Source organism: Neptunomonas sp. CHC150 (assembly GCF_030397555.1).
Taxonomy (GTDB): Bacteria; Pseudomonadota; Gammaproteobacteria; order Pseudomonadales; family Balneatricaceae; genus Neptunomonas; species Neptunomonas phycophila.
Map to the genome: position 1 here is coordinate 86804 of NZ_JAPNXU010000012.1, position 24400 is coordinate 111203.

Annotated in this window: 21 protein-coding genes; 16 read left to right on the forward strand and 5 right to left on the reverse strand. The window is 44.7% G+C overall.

Annotation, left to right across the window (positions count from 1 at the left end; all coding sequences use genetic code 11):
- Positions 1 to 161 precede the first annotated feature (161 nt).
- The 14 genes from OW491_RS16280 to yegQ all read left to right on the forward strand — a co-directional run bounded on the left by OW491_RS16280 (position 162) and on the right by yegQ (position 15542).
- Positions 162 to 1235, forward strand: a complete 1074-nt coding sequence (locus tag OW491_RS16280; RefSeq protein WP_290036956.1) for an aromatic ring-hydroxylating dioxygenase subunit alpha — start codon at positions 162 to 164, stop codon at positions 1233 to 1235.
- Between the two features lie 60 nt (positions 1236 to 1295).
- The gene (locus OW491_RS16285; RefSeq protein WP_075172799.1) at positions 1296 to 2309 is read left to right on the forward strand and encodes a TRAP transporter substrate-binding protein; all 1014 of its coding nucleotides are present in this window, start codon (positions 1296 to 1298) and stop codon (positions 2307 to 2309) included.
- Between the two features lie 174 nt (positions 2310 to 2483).
- A complete protein-coding gene (locus tag OW491_RS16290) occupies positions 2484 to 2909 on the forward strand; it encodes a VOC family protein (protein WP_290036957.1) in 426 nt (141 codons plus the stop codon).
- 165 nt (positions 2910 to 3074) lie between these two features.
- A complete protein-coding gene (locus OW491_RS16295) occupies positions 3075 to 4628 on the forward strand; it encodes an ABC transporter substrate-binding protein (RefSeq protein ID WP_075172797.1) in 1554 nt (517 codons plus the stop codon).
- 88 nt (positions 4629 to 4716) lie between these two features.
- The gene (locus OW491_RS16300; protein WP_290036959.1) at positions 4717 to 5700 is read left to right on the forward strand and encodes an ABC transporter permease; all 984 of its coding nucleotides are present in this window, start codon (positions 4717 to 4719) and stop codon (positions 5698 to 5700) included.
- The gene (locus tag OW491_RS16305) at positions 5693 to 6646 is read left to right on the forward strand and encodes an ABC transporter permease (RefSeq protein ID WP_290036960.1); all 954 of its coding nucleotides are present in this window, start codon (positions 5693 to 5695) and stop codon (positions 6644 to 6646) included. The genes OW491_RS16300 and OW491_RS16305 overlap by 8 nt, the downstream gene beginning before the upstream one ends.
- Positions 6647 to 6650: 4 nt before the next feature.
- Positions 6651 to 7649 carry an ABC transporter ATP-binding protein gene (locus OW491_RS16310; RefSeq protein WP_075172794.1) on the forward strand — a complete coding sequence of 333 codons (999 nt, stop codon included), beginning with the start codon at positions 6651 to 6653 and terminating at the stop codon, positions 7647 to 7649.
- Complete coding sequence (locus OW491_RS16315; protein WP_290036961.1) at positions 7646 to 8719, forward strand: oligopeptide/dipeptide ABC transporter ATP-binding protein; 1074 nt, start codon at positions 7646 to 7648, stop codon at positions 8717 to 8719. Before OW491_RS16310 ends, OW491_RS16315 begins: the two co-directional genes overlap by 4 nt.
- Before the next feature lie 49 nt (positions 8720 to 8768).
- Positions 8769 to 9908: a M14-type cytosolic carboxypeptidase gene (locus OW491_RS16320; protein WP_290036962.1), complete on the forward strand. Its 1140-nt coding sequence runs from the start codon at positions 8769 to 8771 to the stop codon at positions 9906 to 9908.
- Positions 9909 to 9945: 37 nt separating this feature from the next.
- Positions 9946 to 10878, forward strand: a complete 933-nt coding sequence (locus OW491_RS16325) for a LysR family transcriptional regulator (RefSeq protein ID WP_075172792.1) — start codon at positions 9946 to 9948, stop codon at positions 10876 to 10878.
- 38 nt (positions 10879 to 10916) lie between these two features.
- Entirely contained in the window at positions 10917 to 12299 is a 1383-nt protein-coding gene (pepQ, locus tag OW491_RS16330; protein ID WP_290036963.1) for a Xaa-Pro dipeptidase, read from the forward strand.
- A gap of 119 nt (positions 12300 to 12418) precedes the next feature.
- Positions 12419 to 13483: a hypothetical protein gene (locus OW491_RS16335; protein ID WP_290036964.1), complete on the forward strand. Its 1065-nt coding sequence runs from the start codon at positions 12419 to 12421 to the stop codon at positions 13481 to 13483.
- 94 nt (positions 13484 to 13577) lie between these two features.
- Positions 13578 to 14138, forward strand: a complete 561-nt coding sequence (gene thpR / locus OW491_RS16340; RefSeq protein WP_075172789.1) for an RNA 2',3'-cyclic phosphodiesterase — start codon at positions 13578 to 13580, stop codon at positions 14136 to 14138.
- A 51-nt stretch (positions 14139 to 14189) separates the two neighbouring features.
- Entirely contained in the window at positions 14190 to 15542 is a 1353-nt protein-coding gene (yegQ, locus tag OW491_RS16345) for a tRNA 5-hydroxyuridine modification protein YegQ (RefSeq protein WP_277252332.1), read from the forward strand.
- A gap of 14 nt (positions 15543 to 15556) precedes the next feature.
- Here yegQ and OW491_RS16350 read toward each other — a convergent pair whose 3' ends face one another.
- Positions 15557 to 16693, reverse strand: a complete 1137-nt coding sequence (locus tag OW491_RS16350; RefSeq protein ID WP_290036967.1) for a GAK system CofD-like protein — start codon at positions 16691 to 16693, stop codon at positions 15557 to 15559.
- Between the two features lie 510 nt (positions 16694 to 17203).
- Here OW491_RS16350 and OW491_RS16355 point away from each other — a divergent pair.
- A complete protein-coding gene (locus OW491_RS16355) occupies positions 17204 to 18712 on the forward strand; it encodes a fumarate hydratase (protein ID WP_075172786.1) in 1509 nt (502 codons plus the stop codon).
- 93 nt (positions 18713 to 18805) lie between these two features.
- On the opposite strand, the gene OW491_RS16360 is transcribed toward OW491_RS16355, so the two are convergent.
- The 4 genes from OW491_RS16360 to OW491_RS16375 all read right to left on the reverse strand — a co-directional run bounded on the left by OW491_RS16360 (position 18806) and on the right by OW491_RS16375 (position 23784).
- On the reverse strand, positions 18806 to 20449 hold the full coding sequence (locus OW491_RS16360; RefSeq protein WP_290036968.1) for a CHASE2 domain-containing protein: 1644 nt from the start codon (positions 20447 to 20449) through the stop codon (positions 18806 to 18808).
- Positions 20450 to 20453: 4 nt separating this feature from the next.
- Positions 20454 to 22106: a FecR domain-containing protein gene (locus OW491_RS16365; protein ID WP_290036969.1), complete on the reverse strand. Its 1653-nt coding sequence runs from the start codon at positions 22104 to 22106 to the stop codon at positions 20454 to 20456.
- 85 nt (positions 22107 to 22191) lie between these two features.
- Positions 22192 to 23235 carry a GTP-binding protein gene (locus OW491_RS16370; protein WP_290036971.1) on the reverse strand — a complete coding sequence of 348 codons (1044 nt, stop codon included), beginning with the start codon at positions 23233 to 23235 and terminating at the stop codon, positions 22192 to 22194.
- A 225-nt stretch (positions 23236 to 23460) separates the two neighbouring features.
- Positions 23461 to 23784: a hypothetical protein gene (locus OW491_RS16375; RefSeq protein ID WP_075172782.1), complete on the reverse strand. Its 324-nt coding sequence runs from the start codon at positions 23782 to 23784 to the stop codon at positions 23461 to 23463.
- 163 nt (positions 23785 to 23947) lie between these two features.
- Between OW491_RS16375 and OW491_RS16380 the strand changes: the two genes are divergently transcribed.
- Positions 23948 to 24400: a flavodoxin domain-containing protein gene (locus OW491_RS16380; RefSeq protein ID WP_075172781.1), complete on the forward strand. Its 453-nt coding sequence runs from the start codon at positions 23948 to 23950 to the stop codon at positions 24398 to 24400.

A 24400-nucleotide genomic window follows, 5' to 3' on the forward strand; every position in this document is an offset into this window, starting at 1 on the left:
TAATACAGTAATTAAAGGTTAAGTGATTATAGGGTGTATGCATGAAAGGCTGGTAGATTAAGTTGACATGTCAACTTAATTGTTTGTATTGTTGATATGTCAACTGTATTGAGTCGTAAACTAGGGCGTGCAAATTAGAAAATAAAAATAAGAGGTTAATAATGACAGTACAATATTTTAAGAATGATGGAATTCGAGACAGCCGTGAAAATAGCGTTTCTGCGTACCCTTTAGATATGTGGTATGTGGTTGCTTTAAGTAAAGAGTTGTCCTCAGTCCCTATTGCTCGAATGGTGCTTGATAAGCCTATTGTGATTTATAGGACTCCAGATGGGCAGGTTAATGTGCTTGAAGATCGTTGTTGCCATCGGGATTTACCCTTGTCCTCTGGAACCATTGAAGAACAAGGAATACGCTGTGGGTATCACGGTTTGTTGTACGACGGTTCCGGAAAATGTATTGAAGTTCCCGGGCAAAAAAAAGTGCCTTCTAAAGCGAGGGTCTCGTCTTATCATGTTAAAGAACAAGATGCTCTGGTGTGGGTTTGGTTTGGGGCTGAAGAAAACTCAGAGCCTTTAAGCCAGCCGCCAAGGTATGAGGTTCATAACGACGAAACGTATGTGTATGACGGAGATGTCTATCACTATGATGCGCCTTACCAATTGATTCATGATAACCTCTTAGATTTGAGTCACCTAGGGTATGTGCATCTTCATACCATAGGTGGGGATGCCAAAATACACATGAATGCTGAAATGAATGTAATCAGTGAAGGGAACACTGTCAGTGTTAAACGGTATATGCGTAATTCGAATCCACCGCCAACATATTTAGCGGCTTACCCATTTAAAGGTAAGGTTGATCGTTGGCAAGAAATTGAATTTTGCCCTTCTCATCTAAAAATTTGGACTGGGGCTGTAGATGTTAATACCGATGCGGTTGATGATCCTAACCGTGGCGGTTTTCATATGCGAGGGCTTCACTGCATCACCCCAGAATCATCCACTAGTTCTCATTACTTTTGGACGATGGCGACTAATCCTATTGATAATGTTGAAGACATAAAGGCAAAAGTTATTGAGCAAACCGCTTTAACTTTTGATGAGGATAAAGTTGTTATAGAAGCGCAATATGCAAACATGAAGCGTTTCGAAGGGAAGCCAATGATTGATATTCATGTTGATGTAGCTGCTAACAAAGCTAGAAGGATTATAGAGAGTATGAAATCCTCGTAAGTGCATCGTTGCTCTAGCTGATAATCACCATCTTTAAATATCAATAACAAGGATGAAGTTATGAAATTTATGAAAGTTTTTTTTGTCATGCTGCTAAGCATGGCAATGGCAGCGAATACCTATGCTGATGTTTATAAATTACGTCTTGGCCACTTTTGGCCTGCAGGTTCAAGTGTCGATCAAGTTATTAATGACTGGGCTGAAACTATTAAGACAGCGTCTAGTGGTGAATTAGTCATTGATATATACCCCGCTCAAACACTAGCCAAAGCGGCGCGCAGTTATTCGGCAGCAGCAAGCGGAATTGTAGATATAACCATCACGGCGCAAGGCTATATGGCTGGGCGCTTTCCTGTAACTCAAATCATTGAGCTGCCAGGGATCGTGGAAACGGCCGAAAATGCCAGCTGTGTTTTGCAAAAGCTTTATGATGAAAAGCTAATTAGTAGTGAATATCAGGATACGCACCCACTTTTCTTTTTTGCACATGGACCTGGGCATATACATACAAACGGGAAAAATATTTTATCACCTGAAGATCTTAATGGTTTGCGCATCAGGCGTGCGACAACAGTGGTAGCGCAAGCCCTCGCTAAACTAGGCGCGCAGCCGGTTGGCATGCCAGCTCCTGAAACTTATACAGCCGCTCAACGCAAAGTCATAGATGGTGTAGCATTTCCGTGGCAGGCTATGAAGGATTTTCGCTTGAATGAACAGCTGGATACGCATACTGAGCTTGCGCTTTATACACTTTCATTTATTACCACAATGAATACCGAGTCTTATGCTCGATTGCCGAATCATCTTCAAACAGTCATTGATGAAAATAGTGGTATGGAGTGGGCCCGAATTATGGGACAAAAGCTGGATAACCTTGATGCCGCTGGCCGCGCTGAAGCCTTAGAAAAAGGACACACCATTAATACAATCAGTGGACTGGCTGAAAATCCAGAATGGAAGCCTGTATTAGACCAAGTAGTCAGGGGGTATTTAGAGACGGTGAATACCCAACATCTAGAAGCTGGTAGGGTGTATGAGAAAGCGCTTGAGTTTAAAGAGAGCTGTGCTGCGTAGAATTTAGTGGTGATAGGTATAACAAGAAAAATTGTAACTACTCAAGTTAAGCACCGCAAACAAGCTACTGCCTAACGGTAGCGACATTCATAAAAAAAAATGTACAGTAATCTTAGAAAAAGTATCGTATTACTTAATCTGTTTTCTAATCACATATAAAAGAGAGCTAATAATATGAGCATACAGCCTTTTCATCTAGCGATTCCTGTATTTGATGTGCCCTTGGCGCGTGCTTTTTATCGAGATGTTTTTGGCTTAGAAGAAGGTCGATCATGTGAAACGTGGGTTGATTTTAACTTCTATGGCCATCAACTCGTTATCCATCACCACCCAAAAACCCCTTCGCAAGAAGAGGCGGTAACTAACCCAGTTGATGGTCATGATGTACCCGTGCCTCATTTTGGTGTGGTATTAAAGTGGGATCAGTGGGAGGCACTCGCCGAACGGTTAAAATCGCTGGATACACCGTTTGTAATTGAACCTTATATTCGATTCAAAGGACAAGTCGGCGAGCAAGCGACGATGTTTTTATTGGATCCATGTGGCAATGCACTTGAGTTTAAAGCGTTTAAAGATATGAGCCAATTATTTGCAAAGTAAAACTAGCCGTTTAAATGTAGGCCTTTGGTAGGTGCGCTTAATGCACAATAATGGTCATACGTTTAGCGTATAGCTACCAAAGGAATTTAAATTGTCCCTGTTTGGTGGTCTGAGTAGTCTTAATAGCGAAACAGATGAACCTGTTAATTGCTAAGGGACTGAATAATGAAAAGAACACTATCGTTTTTAAGCAGTGCTGTTTTAGCGCTGAGTGTAATGGGCGCGCAAGCGGCTTCATTAAAAATGGCGTACGATGCTGATCCAGTTTCTTTGGATCCTTATGAGCAGTTGTCAGGTGGTACTATCCAGCTGTCACATATGACGTACGACCCTCTGGTGCGATGGACACAAGATCTGGAATTTGAACCCCGCTTGGCTGAGAAGTGGGAGCGGATTGATGAAAACACCATGCGCTTCCACCTTCGAAAAGGTGTGAAATTCCATTCAGGTAATGATTTTACTGCTAAAGATGTCGTGTTTACCTTTAAACGTTTACAAGAATCACCTGACTTTAAAGGGATTTTTTCGCCGTTCAAAGAAGCGGTGATGATTGATGATTACACGGTGGATATGGTTACCAAGGCACCGTTTCCACTCATGCTTAATAATATGACATACATTTTCCCAATGGATAGTGAGTTCTTTTCCGGCACGGATGAAAATGGTAACCCTAAAGATGCCATGGTAAAGCACGGAGATAGCTTTGCTTCTCGTCATATTTCTGGAACAGGCCCGTTTACTGTTGATTATCGAGAGCAAGGTGTGCGCGTCGAGTTTAAGCGTAATCCTAACTACTGGGATACTACTTCGCCGGGCAATGTGGATAACATTACACTAACACCCATCAAAGAAGGGCCTACACGCGTAGCCGCGTTGCTATCGGGTGACGTTGATTTTATTGCACCTGTTCCGCCGAGTGATCATGAGCGCATTAAAAAGAACGAAAATGTCGAGCTGGTTACGATGAGTGGCACGCGGATCATCACCTTGCAATTGAACGGTGAACGCGTCGAAGCTTTCAAAAACCCTAAAGTACGCATGGCTATTAACTATGCCATTAATCAACAAGGCATTGTTGATAAAATAATGAAAGGGTTTGCGACCCCAGCCGCTCAGTTTTCACCTGCCGGTTACCTGGGACACAACGAGTCCTTAACGCCGCGTTACGATCTTGAAAAAGCTAAACAGCTAATGAAAGAAGCTGGCTATGAGGATGGTTTTAGCATCACCATGATGGCACCTAACAACCGTTATGTGAACGATGAGAAAATTGCGCAAGCGGCGGCATCCATGCTGGCTCGGATCAATATTAAAGTGGATCTGAAAACTATTCCTAAAGCTCAATACTGGCCAGAATTTGATAAGCGTTCGGCGGATATCATGATGATTGGTTGGCACTCAGACACAGAAGATACCAATAACTTTTTTGAGTTTTTGTCGGCATGTCCTAATACAGAAACCGGTATGGGGCAATACAACAGTGGCAACTACTGCAACCCTGCTGTTGATAAAATGATGGTAGAAGCTAATAGCGAGACTGATACCGAAAAACGTGCCGCACTTATGCAATCGATGGAAAAAGCAGTATACGATGACGCTGGATTTGTCCCTTTGCACTGGCAAAATTTAAGCTGGGGAGCACGTAAGGGCGTAGAGGCCGAAGCGGTTGTCAACGTGCTGAACTTCCCGTACTTGGGTGACCTAGTCGTCGAGGAGTAATCCTCCTATTGAGTCAAGCCGCTTGATACAAGAAGGGGGAGTATCAAGTGGCTTGTTCGTTGTTTGTTCTGATGATTGGACTTTGCCCATGATTGCATTTTTTATAAAGCGTTTTTTCCAGGCTATAGTTGTGATGTTTGTTATTAGCCTGATTAGCTTTTCTATACAAGAGAACCTCGGCGACCCTTTACGTGAATTGGTTGGGCAGCGTGTAACAGAAGAGCAGCGCCAAGCATTGCGTGAGGAGATGGGGCTGAATGACCCATTTTTAATTCAATATGCACGCTTTGCAAAAAAAGCTATTCAGGGAGATTTAGGTAACTCCTATTTCTTTAAAGAGCCAGCACTAGAAGTCATCCTTAAAAAGTTACCCGCCACGTTAGAATTAGTGTTTGGTGCTACCTTAATCATTGTTTTATTTTCAGTTCCTGCTGGTGTTTATGCCGCCATCCGTCCTAAAAGTTGGTTGTCTCGGGCCATTATGGGGCTGAGTACAATAGGGATCTCTATTCCTGTATTCCTGACAGCTATCGGTCTTATTTACGTCTTTTCAATTGAGCTGGGGTGGATGCCCTCCTATGGCCGGGGTGAAACGACCTCTGTTGTGGGTAGCTGGGAGACGGGGTTGTTGACAGCTGACGGTCTGATGCACCTGATCTTACCGAGTTTCACACTGGCATCTATCATGCTGCCATTATTTATCCGGCTAATTCGGTCGGAAATGATGGAAGTGTTGCAATCAGAGTATGTGAAATTTGCATGGGCAAAAGGGATTTCCCCTTGGCGTATCTATTTTGTACACGCTCTTAAAAACACTATGCTTCCCGTGATTACGGTGGGAGGCGTGCAAATAGGCACGATGGTGGCTTACACGATATTAACCGAGACGGTTTTCCAGTGGCCGGGAATGGGGTTCTTATTTTTGGAAGCGGTAAACCGGGTAGATACACCGTTGATCGTGGCTTATCTCATCGTAGTTGGCGGCATTTTTGTAGTCACTAATACCGTAGTCGATCTAATTTACGGGCTTGTTAACCCCACTGTTAAATTAGCAGGTAATGCACATGGCTGATTCTCTTTTTGATGGCACAGTTGAGCAACCAAGCCGTTGGCAGCGTTTTTGTGAATCTCATCTTTTCCATAGTTTTAAAACTGATCGTATCGCACAGGTCAGTTTAATACTGTTTACACTGTATGTGCTGGTGGCTTTATTAGCGCCACTTATTTCACCCTTTAACCCTTATGATCCGTCAACTATCGACATTATGGACTCAGAGCTACCTCCTGTTTGGCAGGACGGAGCGGATGGTCGCTTTCTTTTAGGGACAGATGCTCAAGGTAGGGATATGTTGTCGACCATTCTTTACGGTACACGAGTGTCCTTATTGATTGGTTTGTGCGCTGTTTTATTGCAAGCCACCTTAGGTATTGTTATCGGCTTGTTAGCTGGCTATGTAGGGGGGCGAATTGACAGCTTTTTAATGCGTATGGCGGATATCCAACTGTCGTTTTCTACCATGATGGTTGCCATTATCGTACTGGCTGTTTTTCAAGCGTCGTTTGGAACAGAGCTTTATCAGCGTTTAGCCATGCTCATGTTAATTTTGGTGATAGGTATTGCTGAATGGCCGCAATACGCACGGACTATTAGAGCTTCTGTATTAGCCGAAAAACGTAAGGAGTACGTCGATGCGGCTCGCGTAATGGGTTTTGGACAGATACGCATTATGTTTAGGCATATATTGCCCAATACCTTATCTCCTATTCTTGTGATTTCGACTGTTCAAGTCGCCAATGCCATTATTTCGGAGGCCTCTTTGTCTTTCTTGGGGCTGGGTATGCCGGTGACTCAACCGTCATTGGGCTCATTAATAGCCAGCGGTTTTGAGTATATTTTTTCAGGTGTATGGTGGATCACTGTGATTCCTGGATTGGTGCTAATTGCATTAGTACTAGTGATGAACCTGCTGGGGGATTGGCTGCGTGATGTGCTTAACCCTAAATTGTACAAGGGGTAGTGACATGGCGTTATTAGAAGTCAAAAATCTTGAGGTGTGTTTTGGGCTACGAAGTGGCACCGTAACCGCGTTAAACGATATTAATTTTACTCTCGATCGTGGTCAGCGTTTAGGCATTGTGGGGGAATCTGGAGCGGGTAAATCGGTTTTAGGGTTCTCTATTTTAAACTTGATCGCGCAGCCCGGTTATATTGCGGGTGGTCAGGTTATGTTTGAGGGAAATAATCTACCAAGCATGTCGGCCGCCGCCTTGCGAAAAATCAGGGGCAATCGAATATCAATGATTTTCCAAGACCCGATGATGACTCTCAACCCTGTCTTAACAATAGGCGACCAGATGGTTGAATGCTTAAAAGCTCATCGTCGAATATCATCACGCGATGCGCGTCGTATTGCATTACAAAAGCTACAGCAAGTCCAAATCCCTTCGCCTGATAAAAGGCTGGATCAATATCCGCATGAGTTGTCAGGCGGGATGCGTCAGCGGATTGTTATAGCAATCGCTTTATTACTTGATCCGGATATCATCATTGCCGATGAGCCTACAACGGCATTGGATGTAACCATTCAGGCCGAAATTATGGAACTTATGTTAGATTTGTGTGAGCAGCATAGTGTGGCATTAATCTTAATTACACATGATTTGGGTGTGGTTTCTCAGGTTACTCAACACATGTTGGTAATGTATGCCGGACGCGTGATTGAGCAGGGGCCAACCAAGGAAATCATCAATGATGCACAGCATCCCTATACTCAAGGTTTGATGAATGCATTACCGCAAATGGCCATCCCCGGCCAGCATCTAAATCAGATTCGTGGCGCCATGCCCGCTCTTCAAAATATCCCGACAGGCTGTGCATTTAATCCGCGTTGCGATTATGCCAACCCTATATGTAGTGAAGCGTTACCGGGTTTTACTCGATCGGGTAATTGTCAGGTTGCCTGTCATATGGTGGCCCAAATGAAAAACGATTTAATGTTAGCGGAGAGGGCTGAGCTATGAGTCAAATAATAAACTCTGTGTCGCCTTCTACCGATGTTGGCGTCTTCAATGCCGCTCCGACAAAAGAAACGTTGGTTCAAGTGCGTGATTTGTATAAACGCTTTTCACTGTCCGGAGACTTTTTAGATCAGCTACGTTTTAAAAAAGGCCGAATTGTTCGTGAGCAGGCGCACGTGCATGCGATCAATGGTGTAAACCTAGAGGTGTTCGCCGGTGAGGCTCTGTGCGTAGTAGGGGAGTCGGGTTGCGGAAAATCAACCGTTGCGAGAACGGTAATGGGCTTATTAAAGCCGACTAGCGGCGAAGTGGCCTATCGTGGAGAGCGTATTGATCATCTGAGTGATAAGCAGGTTCTACCCTATCGAAAAAAAATGCAGATGATTTTTCAAAACCCCTATGCGTCATTGAACCCTCGAATGACAATTTTAGAAACCCTTAAAGAGCCGCTTCGGTTTCACAATCCAGCGATGAGCCCTTTTGAGGTGCGTGATAAAGTGGCTGAGGTTATGCAATCGGTGGGTGTGGATCCAAGCTGGGGCGAGCGCTATCCGCATGAGTTTTCTGGGGGGCAGCGTCAACGAATAAGCATCGCCCGCGCATTAGCAGTAGATCCAGAGTTTATTGTGGCAGATGAACCGATATCAGCGTTGGATGTGTCGATTCAAGCTCAGGTCCTTAATTTGATGATGGAGGCACAGCAAGATCGTAACCTAACGTATCTTTTTATAACGCATGATCTCGCTGTGGTTGAGCATTTTGGCACGCGAGTAGCCGTCATGTATTTGGGCACTGTGTGTGAGCTAGCCCCAACTAAAACATTGTTTGATACCCCGCGCCACCCCTACACACAAGCATTAATGTCGGCGATTCCACGGTTAGAAGATGACCGCCCAGAGTTCATTCGTTTATCCGGCGAAGTGCCTACGCCTGTTAACTTACCCGCGGGCTGTGTATTTCATGGGCGTTGTCCACATGCAAATGAGCGCTGTAAATCAGAAGTACCTGTGTTAAAAGGTCAGATAGACGGTAGCCAAGTGGCTTGCCATGCTGTTGAAGAAAACCGAATTTAAAAGTAATGAATCGCTTATTTGTTTCCTCTGTTTGTACAGGAGCTAGAACGTGAAGATTAGTAGCCGGTTTGATGCCGGAAATATCGAAGTCATTTCGGCGGACACCGCTAGTGATATTCAGCTGTCCATTAAACCAGACAACGGATCAGATTTTTTCCAATGGTTTTATTTTCGCGTGCAGGGCGCTAGCCGACAAGCATTAACCATGCGCATTACTAATGCAGCAGATGCCGCTTATGCTGAAGGTTGGGATGGTTATCAAGCGGTAGCTTCGTATGATCGACAGTGTTGGTTCAGAGTGCCTACTCAATATGAAAAGGGGGAACTCATCCTTCAACACGAACCGTCACAGGCGAGTATTTATTATGCTTATTTCGCACCCTATAGTCATGAGCAGCACTTAGATCTTGTGGCTCGTGCGCAGCAGTCGCATCGTTGCCAGTTAATCGATTTAGGTAACACTATTGACGGGCGTGATATAGAGTTACTTAAACTATCCAGCACGGCTCATTGCTCAACTGATCAAGCGATAAATATTTGGGTTACAGCACGTCAGCATCCTGGTGAAACGATGGCTGAGTGGCTTGTAGAAGGGTTGCTAGAGCGTCTGGTGGATCAGCATGATGCGCTGTCGCGTCAATTATTAGAGCGATGTGTATTTTGGGTCGTGCCGAACATGAACCCAGATGGTTCAGTACGAGGGCATTTACGCACCAATGCGGTCGGTACTAACCTGAACCGTGAATGGCATGACCCAACACCCGAGAAAAGTCCAGAAGTGTTGGTTGTTCGGGAAAAAATGAAAGAGACAGGCGTAGATTTGTATCTAGATATCCATGGTGATGAAACATTACCGTGTAACTTTATTGCTGGGCAAGCAGGTTCACCACTTGTCAGCGATGATATTCTGACAGCCGAACGGATTTTTAAAGAAAACCTTGCCCGCATTAACCCCGACTTCCAAGTGGAAAGAGGCTATGAGCCAGGAAAATTTGGCCAAGAGACACTCACCATCGCTTCATTTTGGGTAGGAGAAACCTTCGGTTGTCCTGCCATGACGTTAGAAATGCCTTTTAAGGACTACGATAAACGACCTGATCTGGCCTACGGCTGGTCTCCTGAGCGATCTAAGCAATTGGGTAAAAGCTTGTTGCATCCTATAGCTGAATGGTTAGAACAACATGCTTGAGCGCGTTAATGAGCAACAGATAGGCCGAGTGCGTTAAATGGAAACTCGCTGGTTGGATGATTTTATTGCGCTAGCCCACACGCGCCATTTTTCTCGTGCAGCAGATGAGCGCAATATTACTCAGCCGACATTGAGCCGTCGGATAAAAATGCTGGAAGAAGAAATGGGGGTTACCTTAATTGATCGTAACACCCTGCCATTAGGGCTAACGCCAGCCGGTGAAATATTTTTGGCCAGTGCACAGCAAATTGCACGTTTAGCTAAAGATACGCGTGCTCAATGCAAAGAAATCAAAAAACAGGAAGAAAACCGCCTGCGCTTTGCTACAACACAAACATTGTATTTGATGTTTTATCGTAATTGGTTGCAGCCATCTGCTCAAAAGCACAATGTCGAAGTAGAGTTAGACCTGTCTTCAACAACATGGGCGGCGAGTGACTTTGTTAATGCGCTTACCCAGGGGCAATGTGATTTGCTCCTGTGTTATTGGCATCCCCAGATTACTTTTATAGAAGCATTGGATGATACCCGCTTTGAATACCAAGTTGTGTGTGAGGAAGCGCTGGTGCCTGTTTCGGCGATGAATGAACAGCAGGCTCCTTTGTTTCAGCTACCTGGTAAAAAACGGGAGCCATTACCTTATATCAGCTATCATCCTAGCTCTTTTCTTAGGCCTTTAATTGATCATGCCCTATCCAGTGGGCTAGAGCCGCCGCATTTAACGACCGTTAATGAAAATATGTTGTCGGTTAGTGTTAAAGCCATGGTTAAAGAGGGTTTTGGAATTGGCTGGTTACCACAACGGCTTATTAACGACAGCGTGAATTATGGTCAGTTAGCTATAGCAGGCGATGAGCGCTGGCAAATTCCTTTGCAAATTCGCCTTTACCGCTTACGCGATAACCATCGCAGCCAACTCGATGTTTTTTGGTCAGGTTTAGCAAACGATGGGATGCAAGTGGGTGTGTAATTGGATTCATTTTATTTTTTAGTTAGGTTGTTGGCGTAATGATAGCTTTCTCTCTTTTTGAAACTCACATATCAAGTTTGCAGCAGCAGGTGGAGCAAGCGCTAAGTCAACATGATTTTGATGCTTTACTCATTGGCTCGGGCCACACAAAAAAACATTTTTTAGATGACACGCATTATGCCTTTAGAGCCAACCCTCATTTTGTTCGTTGGGTGCCTTTTTTACATGAGTCTGCCGATTGTTGGTTATTGATACAAAAAGGTAAAAAACCGGCTCTTTACATCTATGCTCCTAATGATTTTTGGTATCAAAGCACGCCATTACCTGTTGATGAGTGGGCTGGATTGTTTGATATAAGCCTAATTACGGACCCAGCACCTGCACTGATGACACAGGAAAACCAGCGCTATGCCGTAGTTGCAGAGGAGCCGCTGCATAACTTTTCAAACAAGTTTGAATGTAATCCTGACGCTTTACTTAATACGCTGCATTTTGATCGGGCGATTAAAACATCATGGGAAATAGAGTGTATTTTTCGGGCGAATTGTTGCGCTGTAAAAGGTCACGCAGCGGCCAAAGCGCTTTTTCAGAAAAGTATCGTTCAAAGCAATGAAAGCAGCCTTACCGAACGTGCATTACATAATCGATATTTGCAAGCCACAGGACATTTAGATCACGAGCTACCCTACAACGTTATTATGGCATTAAATGAAAATGCGGCGACCTTGCACTATCAGCATAAAAGCCGCTCTCCATTGCCTGTTGCTCGCACGCTACTGCTGGATGGGGGAGCGAGCTATCTTGGATATGCTGCGGATATCACGCGCACCTGGTCAGCTTCCGCTGTTGATATGCCTCAAGCAGAGCAAGCCATCGCTACTGTATTTGCCGCTATCGTTAAAGCCGTAGATCGATTACAACTGAGTGTTATCGAACAGATTAAGCCAGGGTTGGATTATATTGAATTGCATCGTCTAGCCCATCAGTATTTAGTGGATGTGTTGTTATCAACAAAATTACTGGCGCAGTGCCCGCCCTCTGATGAAGTAAAAGAAGTGATTACTCGAACGTTTTTTCCGCATGGTTTAGGGCACTTTTTAGGCATTCAAACGCATGATGTGGCTGGTTTTCAACAAGACAGCCAAGGCACAGTTAAAGCGCCGCCTGCCTCCCATCCTTTTTTGCGTTTAACGCGTGTGCTGGAAGAAGGTATGGTTCTGACTGTTGAGCCGGGTTTATATTTTATTCCGTCGCTATTAGAGAAACTGCGCACAGTTGCCGCTGGCTCGTTTGTTAATTGGGACCTTGTGGATCAGCTTAAGCCTTGGGGAGGGGTTCGTATTGAGGATAATATTCTTGTTACAGCAACCGGAGCGCGGAACCTCACGCGGGAGGCATTTGCTTTATTGGATGCAAATTAATCTTATGAATACAATCAACATCTAAGCGATGCTTAATAGTCTATTTGAGCCGCTTTAGTCTTACTCATAAAACTGGTAACGTGAGACGAGTTTTAGTGTTCAGGTAGGGTTAAAGCTGAATGAGTCGTGATAACGAAGAAATAAATGTCCCTCTAATGGGGCCTGCAGATCCAGATGAGCTAAAAGAGTCCAATAAATCTTCGGCGGCTTCCGCAGGGAGTAAAAAAAGCACGGCTAGCTCGTCTGTAAAAGCAACCAACCGCCAAGGCGATAGCTGGGTTACTACGCTTATTTTAGTGTTGCTAACGGCAGGCTGTGGAGTATTGGGTTATCTTGCATTTGGAATGCAATCTACCTTAATGGAGCAGCGTGCGTTATTAAGTGAAGCTCAACAGCAGGTGTCTGCTTTAGAGGAGCGCTTGCAGCAAACCAGTGAGTCGGCGTCGCAGTCTGGGGAAACGTTGCAGCAGCAAGTTGAAGGTTTGCAGCAGGCCTTAGATCAACTAACGGCACAACAGTTGGCCACAGTCGATCAAAACACACAGTTAGAAGCATCTATTATCCAATTAGAACAAACCACTCAGGCGTTGGCGGAGCAAGCAACCGATCGTTCAGAGCAAATAAATCGTATGTTGGATCAGCAAACAACTGATCAGGAACGTATAGGGGTATTGCTCGCGTCCAGTGAAACGGTAGTAGAATCTGTTAACCAAATAGCTCAGATGAAAGAGCAGCTGTCTGAGGTAGCAAAAGAGCAAGCCTTAATCCTGAAAGCGAATTCTGATCAGCAGCAATCGTTAACTGAGCTTGAAAGCTCCCAGCAGTCCTCGACCGATACTGCTAATCAGGCCATTCAAGCATTAGCACAGCGTCTGGATAGCTTAGATCAGCTTTCATTACAGCTACAAACGCAATTAGCTATATTTGATGAAACCAGTGTAGATCGAGCTAACCAGCAGCAAGCCAAATTGGCTGCTTTGGATAAGCGTGTAGCTAGCCTTGATAGCTACACAAAACAGTTAGCTAAAGTTGCTGGTAGTGTAACGGACACCCGGTTAACTCGTCGCGTGGCAACTAACGAGCAGGCGATAGCGGCTATTGATGGAACGCGTCGTCAAGTAAATAGCGAGTTGTTAAATATTCGCCAGCAACTAAATGCTCTGTCTCTCAAGGTAGGGCGTTAATAGACTGATCTTTGTCACCATAAAAGCATTGCGCTTGGTCCAGCTGATGTGCAAAATGACTTGTTTGAACTGAATAGGTACACAAAACGAACCCATGAGGATTCGAACATTTTTTGCTTTGCGATTAGCAGAGCCCGTTGTGCGACAGTTAGCTGACCAAGCTGATGATTTATGCGCAAATGATAGAAACCTAGAAGTTGATTGGGTTGATTCCGATCACTATCATTTGACCCTTTGTTTTATTGGTGACACAGCGCTGGACACCGTAGATCAGTTAGAGGCGCTGGCTAAAGAACACTTATGCAGTGAAACGTCCTTTCAAATTTGCTTGGATCGCATAGAGTACTATCCAATCAATCCCGAACTGTCCTTAATTGCAGCGTTGCCGCCTGAAAACGAGCATCTTGAAAATTTCCAAAAGAAAGTGGCCTCTGTGGTTGAAGCGGCTGGCGTGAAAAGTGATCCGGCAGATTTTAGGCCGCATATTACTTTAGGGAAATTGCCTCGAAAGAATAAATTCCAACCCCCTGAATCTTGGCCGTCACTCGATTTGTACAGCTTGGCGGATTCAGTTGTATTGTTCCAGAGCAAGCAAGGAGAGCACGGTTCCGTATATACTCCTCTGTTTGAAGTAGATCTGCAGGACCTGTCCTGAATATCTCGATCTATTACACCTAACGAACCCTAACTTGTATTGAGTCCACCCATGATTAGCCCAGAGTTACTTTCGCCCGCCGGCACGTTAAAAAATATGAAGTATGCATTTGCTTATGGTGCCGATGCTGTCTATGCCGGCCAGCCACGTTATAGCCTGCGTGTGCGTAATAATGACTTTAATATGGATAACTTGGGTGAAGGGATCCAGATAGCACACCAGCTAGGAAAAAAGTTTTTTTTAGCCAGTAACATCTTGCCTCACAACAGCAAGTTAACGACTTATATCGATGATTTGCGGCCTATTATTGCGATGGGGCCTGATGCGATCATTATGTCCGATCCTGGTTTGATCATGTTGGTTAAAGAAAACTTCCCTGACATGCCGATTCATTTATCGGTTCAAGCAAACACGATGAACTGGGCGGCCGTTAAGTTTTGGCACCAAGCTGGGGTTGAACGCGTTATTCTTTCGCGGGAGTTGTCATTGGATGAAGTGGCTGAAATTCGTCAGCGCTGCCCCGAAATGGAAATTGAAGTATTTGTACATGGCGCCTTATGTATAGCCTACTCAGGTCGTTGTTTATTGTCGGGCTATATTAATAAGCGAGACCCAAATCAAGGCACTTGTACTAATACATGCCGCTGGAAATACGATGCACATGAAGCCAAAGTCGATGACTCAGGAGATGTTGTTCCTGTACAAACTTTCGATCCAGTCGACGCGATGGCTCAAGACCAGCCCGATTTAGGGCAAGGCAAACCGACTGACAAAATCTTTTTGTTACAAGAAGAAACGCGCCCCGGCGAATACATGCCTGCTTTTGAAGATGAGCACGGCACCTACATAATGAACTCTAAAGACCTGCGCGCTATTCAACATGTACATCGCTTAGCCGAAATGGGTGTCGATTCGTTAAAAATTGAAGGCCGAACTAAATCACATTATTACGTTGCGCGAACAGCGCAAAGCTATCGCAAAGCGATTGATGATGCGGTGGCTGGTAATCCGTTTGATATGTCATTGATGGATGAGCTTGAAAACTTAGCTAGCCGTGGTTATACGGAAGGTTTTTATCGCCGCCATGTGCATGATGAGTATCAAAATTATCAAAATGGTAATTCGGTCGGTGTCCAACAGCAGTTTGTTGGTGAAATTTTAGGGCGAAATACTCAAACTGGCATGATGGAAGTGGATGTGAAAAACCAATTCCAGCTAGGCGATACGTTAGAATTAATGACTCCGCACGGTAATCATAAGTTTACGCTTGCAGAAATGCTGAACAAAAAAGGAAAATCAACTGACCGCGCGCCCGGTTCTGGGCATGTTGTTCAAATTCCAATGAGTCTAGACGTTGATATGGATTATGCGTTATTGATGCGGGACTTACCGAGCCGCACTTGATAAGAGCGGCCAGCCTAGCTGGCCATATCAACGAGGGTAGTGGATAGCTTAGTCGGGCAGTAGTGTGGTTGTGCCAATGAGCTTGCAGGATCGACTAGGCTTTCTTTTGTTAAGGATAAGCCTAGTTTCTTTAATTGCTCTTCTTCTAATGCCGTTAGTGGTGTGTATTGAGGATCGAATAAGACGGTACTCAGTACATCAGTAACAGGTGAATCTTCGCGAGCTAAATATCGGATTAGTAGCAATACTCGATCGTACAATGACATGTGAGGAACTTCGGGATCTATTCCAAGAGAAGGAACAAAGACCTTAGGGCATTGGACATGGCTAATTTGCTCAATCATTCCTTGAGGAAGTAAGTTAGCCACTAGGCTGCTGTAAAAACTTCCAGGTGCATAACAAATTAGATCACTGGTGCTGACTTTGCGCAGCACATCCGTTTTGGCTCGGCAATTGACTCTTTCGACTATTCCATTCTTCATATCTTCATCAACGTGACAAAGAAATAGGCTGTTAATAGAGTGCTTAAGTGCTGGAAGTTCTTTACCGGTTATTCGATGCTGGCCTACGACGTAATCACCGTTAGTAAGGTGGGCAGCAAGGTGTAACGGGGTATCGCAGCCCGTGTTGACGTAGCCTTGCACATTTACTAATCGGCAAAACCGCTTTATCACGGGATCTAACTGGCATTGGTTTTCTAGATAGCCGCCTGCAATCATTAAATTGCCTAAGCTGGCTCCTCGTAGATCAAAATCAACAGGCATGTCAGCTTTAAAGCGGGCTATATCTCGGCATATAACTTCTTGCCACGCCTTCGGAACACCCCTGTTTAAAGAATGAGTACCCGTAATAACACTTTCTAATTCGCGCGCTGAAGCTGATCTGGCTTGCGTTTTAGGTAGGCGGTAATTTAACAGTTTGTAAGTGGCGTAGTTACCAGGCTGGCTTTCGTCCGCTAAGGCTAATAATCGACTGCGAAGGTCGCCAATTGCTGGCATGTTAAAGGCATCTCGTAGCGTGGCAGAGCTTCCACCTGAATCAAACGGGGTCACAATATGCACCGAACGACGAGTGTATTTTTTAAGTGTACGGCTTGTATCTTTAAGAGCTGAACCACCCGAAAAAAATGTAATTTGAGGCTCATTAACCATAGTGAGTCATATTCCGGTGACTAGCCATAGAATGATAAATATTAATGGCTCTTATGTTATGCACGATAAGTACTTCCTGTACTGATAAAAAGCGGGAGGTTCCCGGGTTTGGTTCGATATTTCGTGAACAAGTTTATGTTTTATTGGCTTTATTACATCTTAATGACCCTGGATGCCTTGATAACATAATAGCGGACTTTTATGCATCTTTTCACCCGCTTTAGCTTAGCTCTGTAATGGGTAGGGAAGTTTGTACTTTAACTAATACGTAAAAGATAAATGTGTGTGAGTAAAGTTAAACCAGTTGTTGCCCCGCAAGGCATCAAAATTAATGTAGCGTAGACGTATATCTGTTTGAGTAATCTATTAAGCGATTTTCGACTAACGACACATGCCGCGGGTGCGGAATTTTGGTGTATAATCGCTGCAATTGGACCACCCTAGAGTCCTAATCTTTGATGTAGAACCTTAATCAACCTGTGACTTAATACAGTTAAGTGGAGAGCCTCAATGAGCGTTATTCGCCAAGATGATTTCATTAGCAGCATTGCTGATGCACTGCAATTTATCTCCTATTACCATCCGGTAGACTTCGTAAAAGGTGTTCATGAAGCCTACCAAAAGGAGCAAAATCCAGCGGCGAAAGATGCCATGGCTCAAATCCTTATCAACTCGCGTATGTCAGCCGAAGGACATCGACCTATTTGCCAAGACACTGGCATTGTAACCGTATTCTTAAAGGTCGGGATGGATGTTCAGTGGGACGCTAAAATGAACGTCACGGACATGGTCAATGAGGGTGTGCGCCGAGCCTATAATCACCCAGATAATGTGTTGCGTGCGTCGATCTTGGCGGATCCTGCAGGCAAGCGTCAGAATACCAAAGATAACACACCAGCCGTCATCCATTATGAGATTGTTGAAGGTGGCGAAGTTGAAGTTCACGTGGCGGCCAAAGGCGGCGGTTCCGAGAACAAGTCAAAAATGGTCATGTTAAACCCGTCTGACAGTATCGTTGATTGGGTGGTTAAAACCGTTCCAACCATGGGAGCGGGGTGGTGCCCTCCTGGTATGCTTGGTTTAGGTATTGGCGGTACGGCAGAAAAAGCGGCCGTGCTGGCAAAAGAGTCTTTAATGGAGCCTATTGATATTCATGAACTGCGCGAGCGAGGCCCGCAAAATCGTGTTGAAGAGCTGCGTTTAGAAATTATGGATGCGGTTAATGCTCTGGGTATAGGTGCTCAAGGCTTAGGTGGTTTAACCACAGTGCTTGATGTGAAAATCATGGATTATCCAACCCATGCGGCTTCGTTGCCTGTGTGTATGATTCCAAATTGCGCTGCAACACGTCATGCGCATTTCACATTGAAAGGTGATGGCCCAGCAATCCTGACTCCTCCAAGTTTAGATGATTGGCCGGAAATCACCTTTGAGGTAGGGGCGAATACACGCCGTGTTAATCTCGACACCATTACGCCTGAAGAAGTGCAAGATTGGAAAGTAGGTGAGACGGTATTATTGAGCGGTAAGATGCTAACAGGTCGTGATGCTGCGCATAAGCGTATGATCGAGATGCTCAATAATGGTGAAGAATTGCCGGTCGATTTAAAAGGTCGTTTCATTTATTACGTAGGGCCGGTTGATCCTGTAGGGGATGAAATTGTTGGTCCTGCAGGCCCGACTACGTCCACACGTATGGATAAGTTCACCCGTCAGATTTTGGATACAACAGGTCTGCTAGGTATGATTGGTAAGTCTGAGCGTGGACAGGTTGCTATTGATGCTATTAAGGACTACAAAGCAGTCTACTTAATGGCAGTAGGTGGTGCAGCGTACCTTGTTTCCAAGGCTATTGTTGGTTCAAAAGTAGTTGCTTTCCCTGAAATGGGCATGGAAGCAATTTATGAATTTGAAGTGAAAGATATGCCAGTGACCGTTGCGGTTGATGTGAACGGAGAGTCTGTTCACACCACAGGGCCAGCCAAATGGAAAGATATTATAGCAAAACAAGTGGGTTAACTTGTTGAGTCACCATTGAAAAAAGCGGCCTAGGCCGCTTTTTTTATGCTCCAATAATGGAGTAGCACGCTATCTCTTAATGGTATCTATCTATTATGCACTGGCGTTAGCTGAGCTTGAAGAAGGTGCGCAATTAGCCGAGTAGTTTCCATTATTTGCCATGGCAGTATTTAACTGCTGATACCCCAGTTTTATCCAATCTTGTAATTCAAGAGATTCAGAAGTTGAAGTAGTAATTATGCTTGTGGATATCGTGATCACTTGATGTGCTTTAACGTGCTCTATTTGCAATGACTCCACGTCGCTACGCATTTTTTCAGCTAATGAGTAAGCAATCGCATTAGGAGTTATTGGTAAAACAACGGCAAATTGAGCAGAACCTGTACGTGCGACCAGATCGCGGCTGCGTCTTTGGTGGTTTTGAAGTATGTGCCCAACCCGTGCTTGCACCCAGTTGGCACGCTCAGGCCCAAAGGTCTCAGAGAACCGCTTAAACTGATCTATTTCAATAAGGATAACCGATAGGGGCGTTTTTTTGCGTATCGCTTGCTCCCATTCAAGAGACAGCGTTTCGTCAAACATTCGCTTACTAGACAATGAGGTTATTTGATCTGTTCTTGTTTTGTTATTGTGAGCATACATGGCTTTTAAAATAATAAACCCAACCACGACAATGGCGCCCACTAATGATGCTCCAATAGGCAGCCAGTAGCCCAGATAAACGGCCAGCGGAGGGAGGGCCAAAAATATCACAGACAAAACGGCCGATAGCGAACGTATAACAATGCTTTTTTCAAGCAAGATAAATGTGGCGTACAAAAGCGCGGTTAATATGATGGCATAGCACAAACCCCAAATAGGCAATATGGGGGTGAGTACCGCATGTTGAACAAGTGCTTGATATAAATTGGCATGCAGAACAGTACCGGAAACCATGTTTAGGTTAGAGTCGCCTGCAAGAAGAAAGCGGGCTTCAAGGCCAGCAGCTTGAATGCCAACAAATACAGGCCGCCCATTAAAGATATTGCTCGGTATGCCTTTTTCTAATACATCAATGAAACTAAAGCGCTGGAAGCTTACCGCTTGCGGGGGTCTTGGAATCAGTACTTCTCTATCACGACTCCATTTGCGGTTAACCCCCATTCGATGATGAGGTGCTCGTGTACCGGGAAAAAACGTATTTAGTACAGTTGTGTTATCTAACATAGCAAGCCCAAATGCTGGCCAGTTAGGTTCATCAATCCCAGCTTTAAGAAATGTACGGCGCACCCGCCCGTCGCTATCGACATCAACCTCTACATGCCCTAGTTGGCTACCATTGGGTATCTGTGGATTACGAAACGGGTAGACTGTTGTACCGCTTTCGCCAAATACTGGGAGCACGATGTTCGCGCTTTTGCTGATGGCTTCTCGTAAGCGCAGATCGTTGAGCGGCTCTTCTATATCAGGGTCAACAAATGCGATGTTGTAACCGATTACCTGAGCCCCCGCTTGGTTTAGAAGATCGATCATTTCGGCATGTAAGTGTCTTGGCCACGGCCAACGGCCTAATGCTTCTAGGCTCTTGTCATCAATATCAATAAGAATGGGGTCAGGAGAGTCGTAGCTATCACGGCTGATAGTAACTCGGTCAAACAATGTATTATCGATTACGGCTTGTAAAGGCGTTAGTGCTGTGCCTAACACGAGTATTAGGCATAGCAGAAATCCCGCATCCTTGTGTTTAAGCAAATCCATAAGCTTACAAAAATAAAATCACAGTAAAGGCCGTCCAAATAATAGCGGGTAGGTAAGAGTCGAGTGGTACTTCTATTTGTTGCGTGGCAGACCAGCCGCCGGCAAAATTATCACTGTCAAAACCCCGCACTCTGAAATAGTAAGTGCCCATTTCTGGTTTCTGTAACACAGCACTTGATTCTGGCACTGTAACATCTTGCAGAACTTCTTCAAAGGAAGGATCGTTAGACAGCTGTACTTGGTAACTCACGGTTATATCATCCGGTTGCCAGCCAAAGCCTAGTGTGTCTTCGCTTGTTACTGGCGCTTCTAATTCGGGTGTTGCCGGTACAGGTTTTACTGTAAGTGGGTACGTATGTCCTTTAGGGCCAACCTTGCCTTGGTTGTCTTCACTGGTCACTCGCCAAAAATATTGACCTGGTTGCTCTAGGGTAAGGGTTTGCGTGTGTTCTGTGGTTGGTTCAAAAATAGCAACGGGCGAAGTAAATTGCTCATCTGTTGCGATTTCAAAATGATACTTAACGACATTTTCAGGTTGTGTCCAATTAAAGTTAACTTCACCGGCATAGACTTGATCTGTCGATAAAGGCGCTTGAATAACTGGAGGGAAGGGTCGGGCATCGATCGTGAAAGGCTTCACGGTACTTAAACCCTGTAGGTCATTATTATCGATACCTCGAACACGTAGCCAGTATTGTCCGTCGGGCAGTTCTACAGGGATATTTAATTTAGCGACTGGGCTTTGAGTATCCAGCACGATACGCGAAAAATCGGCTTGATCTGATATCTGAGCTCTGTAATTAACGGCTTTATTCAGTGTCTGCCAAGATACGCGTGCAGGCAGGTAGCGGATATCATCTGGCGCTTCTAGGTCTGGCTCGGATAATAATTTAACCGGCTTGCGAGGAGCTTCATTTTTGTAGGCTAATGTTCCAAAGCGTTTTGGGACACGGGTGTTACCTAAGGCGTTTGTAACATCAATTTTACCTTGGGTTACTTCGGCAGCCGTACTGTCGTCATTGGCTCTTACACGATATACCGTGCCGCGAGTTGTTGCGAATGCGGTGGGTGTCTGGATAATAAAACGAGAGCCGGATTGCTTGTTCGGGTTGGCGTGGATCTCTGCCTCACCTTTGTTGAGCTTAACGTTAATGTCTGTAAAGTTGTTATCGCTGCCAATAACTTGGGCTTCATCAATCACTAATTCACTATTAGGGGTGATGAGTATTTCGGTTTGATCCTCAAATTTAATGAGGACGCTACCGTTTTCGCCGGTGGTAATGACGTCTCCGGCTAGCACAATGGCATCGTCTATTTCTTTAGTGGCTCCTGTTTGGCTGATGAGTGAAACAGGGCCTGAAACTTCTACGAGCTGGACTGCGGCAGGGCGCTCTTGAATGAAGTCTCTTGGAATCTGAAGCAGAGTACCCGCTGCCATGATACGATCGTTGCTGACGTTGTTAAGCTCAGTAATCTCTTGCCATTTTCTCCAATCAGTTAGCAGCTCATGGGCAATGGTCCATACATTGTCGCCTTGTTGCATTTCATAGGTCCAATACTCATCATCCTGAGCGTAAGCCGACGGTGAAGCTGCCGAAATGCCTAATGCGAGTGCGATAGAAATGCCTAATATTTTAGCGTGCTTAATGTGCGACATTGTATTCCAAACTAATTGCTGATTGTCTATTAAGAAAGTCTACAAAACACAAGTATAACAAGCTTTTGATATCTAGGTGTAAGTCTTATTCGTTGTGACTCTTGTCTGCCAGCGATCTTAAAAGTTGCTCTTCAATGTAAGCCCAGTCTAGTTTTGTTTGCGAAAGTATTTCCATGCGAGAGTCTCGCCGCCAAGCAATGGGAGTTATGGAAAGCTCGCCAGAAACGTTATTAAAGAAGACTCTATCCTTAGATGTCCTGAAGACACCCTTCAATCTGAGTACTGGGCTAATTGAATTAATTAACGTTAGTAACGCCTCGTAATCAAATATGTCATCGCGGTGAAACACCCAACCGCAGCTATAGATATCATTTGAGAAACCCGTCTTCATAATCGGTTTAGCTGGCTCCGTCAGCATCAAGGGCTGCAAAGGAGGCGTAACCAGTAAGCTACGAGTGTGTTCCGCTTCGTGACTTAATGGGAAACTAGCGCTGAATTCGTCGATATGCTGTGTATTTAATACTTCGATAGGTACCTTACCGTATGCCATTTTCAAAATGGCTTGCTTTGGGGGGTACATGTTCTCCGCCAGCTTGAGTGCTTGGTCTAACAGGGTGTCACTGGCTACATCGGTTTTGTTGAGCACAATATAATCAGCCAGGTTGAGTTGGTCTATGAAGGTCTCATGGCTAGTGGTTCTTGGATCATCCATTGCTCGTGGGTCGAGTAAACAAATGACACTATGCAGAGATAGAACCGAGCAAAAGGACTCTCCCTGAATGATATCAATGAGACCCGAGGGGTGTCCCAACCCTGTTGGCTCTATAAGAATACGGTCAGGTTGTATTCTTCGGATGAGCATGGCTAGGTTAATTGTTAAGGCTGGCCCTAATGCACAGCACACACAACCGCCGGCAATTTCTTTTATGTGGATATCATCTTGTGTTGGGATAGCTGTTTGGTCCACCCCTATTTGTCCAAATTCATTAATGATGACAGCCCACTTTTCGTGGGCAGGCTTTTGGCTTATCAGGTGGTTGATGGCTGTAGTTTTGCCCGTGCCCAGAAAGCCGGTAATGATGTGGGTCGGAATAAGCGGGGTGTTTTGCTGTAATTCACTCGATTGCATGATGGCTCTTTAAAATAGATAACTCAGATGCTGGCTTAAACAAGCACGTGTGTCCTAATTATTATAGCTTTCGGAACAGTGATAACGCTGGCCGATAGCCAGGAAAAGTAAGGAGAAGTGTATTACAGTAATGAAATGTTATAAAGTAACATTTTTGGTGTGCGTTAGTTTGGTGTTAGGTCAGGCCGAGGTGATCGCTAAAAAACCTCGGTAGCCTATGGTTGTTTATCCCGCTTTATTGAGTATGTTTTTTTGTGCGGCTAAATACTTTGGCATAGGGCCAACATCTTCGTAGATTTCTTCACCGTCTTCTACTCGAATAACTTTGTCACCTTCGATATAGGGCATAGTTGCTTCTAATTCGTTCAGTGCTTCATGAAGGAGGGAGGCGATGACTTCGTGCTCGGGGAGTTTATAAATTTGCGAGAGAGCGGTAATGCGGATGAGATCGGATTTAAACAGCGAGATTGATGTCTCTGTTAGGTCATTGGCTTTTGAAGCGTTGGTCTCCCACGTATTCAAAAGCTTGGAAAGGCTTTCTTTACCCATCTGAAAACTCCTTTTAAACATGTCTAGTGTTAGTGTAGACCTTGAGCGTTGATTCGTCAGCAAAAAATAAGATTTTCAGAGCGTTAATTGATTCAATCGTTTATATCTAAAAGTTTTCGCTATAGTATGCGTTTCACATTGAGAGTTCGGTATAAGGTTCGTTATGGCATCAGTTTTATTTTTAGTGGGTTCTACATACGGTAATGCACAGCAAGCAGCAGAAGATGCCGCCGATCTATTAGTTAAAAGTGGCCACAGCGCAACGGTTAATGATAGTCCTGAAGCTGACGATTTGATTCTGAGTGATGCAGATATTGTAGTGGTATGCACTGCCACAATTGGCGAAGGAGATATTCCTGATAATTTGCTGCCTTTGTATGAAGATGTCTTTGATCAAAAGCCAAGGTTAGATCATATAAAGTACGGGTTAATTGCCTTAGGTGATAGCTCGTATGAGGAGTTTGCAGGGGCAGGGTACTTATTTAAGAATTTGTTACATTCTTTAGGCGCTAAGCCTGTCTTGCCTATGCTAGTTATTGATGCAATAGAAACGCCCGACCCAGAAGAGGCTGTCGCTGATTGGGTAGCCTCCTTAGAAGCCAGCCTTGCTAGTTGA